This window comes from uncultured Cyclobacterium sp. (assembly GCF_963976465.1).
Classification (GTDB): Bacteria; Bacteroidota; Bacteroidia; order Cytophagales; family Cyclobacteriaceae; genus Cyclobacterium.
Genome location: NZ_CAXBOC010000426.1, coordinates 1 through 5,123, shown reverse-complemented (window position 1 = coordinate 5,123; position 5,123 = coordinate 1). Strand labels below are relative to the sequence as shown.

Sequence of the window (5,123 nt, the reverse complement as noted above, 5' to 3'; positions counted from 1 at the left end):
AATACCTACAGTAAAGCTTCCATTTATAAAAACAATGGCCATCCGGATGAAAACAACAATTTCCTGCAAATTAGGCTTACCGGCAAAAAAGGAAATTTACAGGCCTTGGGTGCTAAAATCAATCTTTATAGCAAGGGAGAGGTTCAATATTATGAACATTACCTAAGCAGAGGCTATCAGTCTTCGGTTAGTGAAACCATTCATTTTGGATTGGGTCTAGAGCATACCGTTGACTCCCTTTTGATCCAATGGCCGGATGGCAACTACCAAAAATTATCCTCCATCCCAGCCAATCAAGTCCTCAATATTTCTTATAATCCTGAGGCTATTAATGCAAAGCAAATAAAGGCAAATAACCGCCCCTTTAAAATAGAAGAAGACCCTAACAAGTCTCTTCCATCATTCGAGCATCGCGAGTTGTTTTATGCAGATTTCAACCTACAACCTTTGTTACCTCACAAGCATTCCCAATTAGGGCCGGGCATAGCTGTTGCTGATATCAATGGTGATAAACTGGAAGATTTCTATATCGGTGGTGCCTATGGTCAATCGGGAAAGTTATTTTTCAATAATGGAGGCGAAGGATTTGACAGCCTTACGCTATTGATCGAAAATGCTCAATACGAAGACATGGGGGTACTTTTTTTTGATGCTGATTCAGATGGAGACCAAGACCTATACATTGCCTCAGGGGGAAACGAATTTGAAGCCGGATCCAAGTTTTACAAGGATCGGTTATATATCAATGATGGAAAGGGAAAGTTTAGCTTAGACCCCATGGCACTACCTGAAATTTTTGCTAGCAGTTCAGCAGTGGTCGGAGCAGATTTTGATAAGGATGGAGATATGGACCTGTTTGTTGGAGGTAGATTGGCTCCCAATAATTACCCAATGCCAGGCAAATCTCAATTGCTTCAGAACAACGAGGGGCAATTCAGGGAAGTTGCTGGGGAAATTGCTCCCGGTTTAGAAAATATAGGCATGGTCACTTCTGCCCTATGGACCGACTATAATCAAGACAATTGGACAGACTTGATTGTCGTGGGAGAATGGATGGAAATTACACTTTTTGAGAATCAGTCAGGTCGCTTGGTTTTGAAGGAAAATATCCCAGGTTTGGAAGGGAGCACAGGCTGGTGGAACAGTATAATAGGGACAGACATCAATCAAGATGGCCAAACCGATTATATAATTGGCAACCTAGGTTTAAACAGTAGGTACAAAAGTACTGAAACCCACCCACTAAAGATTCACTGGGCAGATTTCGATAAGAATGGGAAAAGTGAGGCCATCATTTCCTATATAGAAGATGGCAAAAGATACCCGATGCATCCCAGAGATGACATTTTCCAACAAATCCCTGTGTTGAAGAAAAAATTCAATGATTACCATAGTTATGCACAAGCCACTTTAAGCAGCTTGCTTGGACAAGCTTACCTGGACAGTACAGAAAATAAACTTGAGGCCAAGACCTTTTCTTCCATCCTTTTGATCAATAAGGGCGAGGAAGGCTTTGACAATATCCCATTACCTAATATTGCCCAGGTGTCGCCCATATTTGGTATAGATGCAGGGGACTTTGATGAAAATGGCAGGATGGAAATTTTGCTGGCTGGAAATTTTCATCAAACAGAGGTAATTACAGGACAATATGATGCCGGATATGGCTTAAGGTTGGAGTATTTGGACAATGGCGAATTTCTAATAAAGGATCAAATGCTACAACTGAAGGGGGATGTCCGAAGTCTGGTTCCCATTTTCCTAGGAGAAGAATATGGATTGTTGTATTTGGCAGCTAAAAACAACCAACCTTCACAATGGCTAAGTTTACCCAATAAGAGATTAAACCTCATGCCTTTGCCTCCTGTCAGTGGCTCAGTTAAAGCAATTCTATCTTTTAAGGATGGCATAAAAAGGTTGGTAGAATTTTATCATGGATCTGGCTACTTGAGTCAAGGGTCCAACCCTATTTTTCCTGAGATAGGTCTTGAAAAGGTTGAATATTTTGATGCTGATGGGAATTCCATTAAAACTATTCAATTAGAGGGGTGGTCAAAATAAAAAAAGTACCCCCAACATCTGAAGGTACTTTTAAAACTATAAATCTATCCGTAAAAGTTTAAAGCCCATTCTCTAGGCTTTAAACTTTTACGGATTTTAGTTTCTCATTCAGTTGACTTTGGAAAAATAACGGACTTCAAACCTATTTTGATTTGCGCCTTTAAACAAGGGCTTTTTCTCCACTCTCAAAACCATATTTTCGTCACTAAGTGAAAGGATCTCATATATATTGACAAGGTTGCCCTTTTCATCATAGTAATTAAGGTGCTTGTTTTCTATGGCATATTTGTTTCGAATGGAGGAATTTACCGCACTGGTGATGGTTTCACCAGTGGGTAAAAATGTGTATCGCTCATCCTGATGCCAACCATCACTGGAAAAATTGAATTGGTTATAATGATAATAAGCCGAATCCAATTTCCATTCCCCAATGATTTTTTGCTCGGTATTGGCACCACAGGACATTAGCAAAGCCAAAACAAATAGGAAGACCATTGTCCTATTCACCATTAGTATTCTGGATTTTGTGTCAATACCCCATTACTCAAGTCAATTTCTCTTTGAGGTATAGCAAATAGATAATGCTTAGGCCTTTCGAAATTTCTTGGTGGTTTTAAAGGACCCAAATCTTTTTTATAAATGGCCACAATATCCACCAAATTGGCCTTGTCCCAGCGGATAAGGTCTTGATGCCTTTGGTTTTCACCTGCCAACTCTACCCTACGCTCATGGATTAAATCTTCCATCGTTGCATTGGACAAAAGCTCTCTACCGGCACGCTGTCTTACCTCATTGATTTCAGCGTCTCCATTTTGGCCTGATCTAATCTTGGCTTCAGCCACCAAAAGCAATACATCAGCTGTCCTAAGAATAGGGTTATTATGGCTCATATTTAGCCCTCCTTGAGGATTCCATGAGGAGTATTTTCTGAAATGATAGCCAGTGGAAGAAAGATCTGCTGTGTATTCAGTAAGGCCTTTGTCTCCTCCTAAGTCCACCATATCCCCGGGTTTGTAAACGGTATAGTCTAACCTAGGGTCACCCTCTTCAAACTCTTCTATCAGGTCTTGCACCGGTTCATGAAAGTCCCAACCACCCCATGGCCTAGGTGTGGAATAGATGATATGGGTGTTGTCCCTCCATCCTTGAAGACTTTGAATAGAAAACAAAACTTCCGGATTATTTTGCGTTTCTACACGGAAGTTATCCTGAAAATCATCTGCTAGAGGATATGGCCCGTCCAATACCATTTGTCCATAGGAAATGGTCTTATCAAACTCTTCTTTATATAGGAACATTTTTGCCAGTAATCCATTAGCTGCACCTTTATTAGGTCTACCCAAATCATCTGAACCATGTGTGGCTGGAAGAAGATTTGCCGCCTCCATCAAGTCTGATTCAATCTGTGCAAAGGTTTCGTCCAAGCTTGCCCTGGGCTTATTGTAGTTATTGGCTAGGACGTCCTCTTCCAAAATTAAAGGTACACCTCCATAAATTACGGCAAACCTCCAGTACATAAAACCTCTAAGAAAATAGGCTTCACCTAATGTTCTATCCTTCAGGGTTTGATCCATGGTAATATCAGGAACATTAATTAACACTGCGTTGGCCCTGGATATTACTTCATATTTATGCCTCCAGCTATAGTACAATTGCGGGTTACCGGCATCAAACGTAAAGGACTCAATGGCTTGATCTTCCCCATGATCCCCTGCCCTGAATTGATCATCAGAAGGAATATCAAAGGTATGCTCTGCATGCCCGTAAAAGTCCTCCACAGTTAGCGGCTCATACATGGCATTGGCAGCAGCTACTGCATCTTCCCCATTTCTCCAAAACTGAGAGGAGGTAGATTGGCCATAAGGAGTCGTCTCTAGTATATTGTCATCACATGCTGTAGTAAATAATACCAGCAACAAAAGAAGTTGAATTATATTTTTCATAAGCTTGATTAGAAAGTTATTGTTGTACCGATGGTCCAGCTTCTGGATTGTGGATATTGCGCATAATCTACATTCAACTGCAGGTTTCCATCCGTATAACCCAATTCCGGGTCCATTCCGGAGTAGCCCGTCAAGACAAATACGTTTTGTCCTGTCACATAAAATCTTGCCTTGGAAATACCCAACCTGCTAGTAATTGGATCAGGTAAAGTATATCCCAATACAATATTCTTTAACCTCAAGAAATCTCCCTTTTCTAAAAACATGTCCGAAGCTCTATGATTTAGGTTATCCCTTTTGGTAGTCATTCTTGGAATTTCATTGCTGGTTCCCTCGCCATTCCATCTATTGATGGTCTCGGCATACATATTAAATGGATAGGTAGGATCAATTCCCTGCATTCTGTCAGCATTGTAAATATCAAAGCCTGCGTTACCAAGGAAAAATAAGCTAAAATCGAAATTTCCATATCCCAACTGAGCATTTAAGCCATAAACGACTTTAGGGTGTGGATTTCCAATAATCTCTCTGTCTTCTTCATCGATCAAACCATCATCGTTGAGATCCAAAAACTTAACATCACCTGGCTGAATCAATCCGGCAGATTTTCTAGGATCATTAGCGATATTGGAATCATTTTGGATCTCTTCTGTAGTTTGGTATAGACCATCTGCTCTCCAACCATAGAAACTTGCAATGGGTGAACCTTCATAGGTTCTGGACAATTCCTGGCTGGATCTTCCATAAAGTCTGGACCCGATAAAATTGCCATCTACCAATTGGGTAACTTCATTTTGAATAAATGAAGCATTACCGCTGATACTATAAGTTAATTTTCCTTGCGTCTCTCTAAACAAAACCTCCATTTCAAGCCCCTTATTTCTAAGCTCTCCAAGGTTTTGATTGGGTATTTGGGCAGTACCGATAGAACCAATGGTAGGCGGAGCTATTAGCATGTCTTTGGTGTCTTTAATAAAGTAATTAAAGTTTGCCAAAAGGCGATTGTCCAAAAAGCCTAAATCCAATCCAATATTGGTCATTTGAGCTGTTTCCCATGTAATGTTTAGATTGGGAATCCTGGTTTGAGCTGCACCCACTGTTTGGTTACCCCCAAATGAA

General features: G+C 40.5%; 4 protein-coding genes. 1 reads left to right on the top strand and 3 read right to left on the bottom strand.

Features of this window, described 5'->3' with window-relative positions; genetic code table 11:
• The coding region (locus tag AAC037_RS19480) for an FG-GAP-like repeat-containing protein (protein WP_339904955.1) at positions 1–2,061 on the top strand (2,061 nt) is incomplete at its 5' end.
• A gap of 108 nt (positions 2,062–2,169) precedes the next feature.
• Here AAC037_RS19480 and AAC037_RS19475 read toward each other — a convergent pair.
• The 3 genes from AAC037_RS19475 to AAC037_RS19465 form a co-directional block, all read right to left on the bottom strand.
• Complete coding sequence (locus tag AAC037_RS19475) at positions 2,170–2,571, bottom strand: hypothetical protein (protein WP_339904953.1); 402 nt, start codon at positions 2,569–2,571, stop codon at positions 2,170–2,172.
• On the bottom strand, positions 2,571–4,004 hold the full coding sequence (locus AAC037_RS19470) for a RagB/SusD family nutrient uptake outer membrane protein (protein ID WP_339904951.1): 1,434 nt from the start codon (positions 4,002–4,004) through the stop codon (positions 2,571–2,573). Before AAC037_RS19470 ends, AAC037_RS19475 begins: the two co-directional genes overlap by 1 nt.
• A gap of 8 nt (positions 4,005–4,012) precedes the next feature.
• Positions 4,013–5,123 (bottom strand): TonB-dependent receptor (locus tag AAC037_RS19465; RefSeq protein ID WP_339904950.1); only part of this gene is annotated, 1,111 nt, incomplete at its 5' end.

Excerpts from the sequence above, each read along its gene's own strand:
- AAC037_RS19475 (WP_339904953.1), bottom strand. The coding sequence starts at position 2,571 with ATGGTGAATAGGACAATGGTCTTCCTATTTGTTTTGGCTTTGCTAATG.
- AAC037_RS19470 (WP_339904951.1), bottom strand. The coding sequence starts at position 4,004 with ATGAAAAATATAATTCAACTTCTTTTGTTGCTGGTATTATTTACTACA.